At 38.6% G+C, this 259-nt stretch carries 1 protein-coding gene; it reads right to left on the bottom strand.

Features of this window, described 5'->3' with window-relative positions:
- Positions 1–247, bottom strand: a 247-nt coding sequence (locus SB775_RS31085; RefSeq protein WP_410865125.1) for a cytochrome ubiquinol oxidase subunit I, incomplete at its 3' end; no start/stop codon positions are given.
- Positions 248–259 lie beyond the last annotated feature (12 nt).

The following is a 259-nucleotide window of genomic DNA, read 5'->3' as shown; positions in this document are numbered from 1 at the left end:
AGTCAGACCAGTTCATCCCAAACTGGAATTCCTGCAGAATCCCTGTCACCACACCTACTGCAAAGTTAATTAAGAAAAGGTGACCCCAAAACTTCGCCATCTTTTTGTAGATGTCTTTTTTCTTCACTACATAAAGGGTCTGCATCAATGCGACGATAAACACCAAACCTATAGACATAGGAACAAAAATAAAATGAAATAATGTCGTTGAAGCAAATTGAAATCTTGCTAAAAACAGCTCACTCACAGCCTTACATCC

The organism is Peribacillus sp. SIMBA_075, from assembly GCF_046534585.1.
This window is presented reverse-complemented; position numbering and strand designations above follow the sequence as displayed.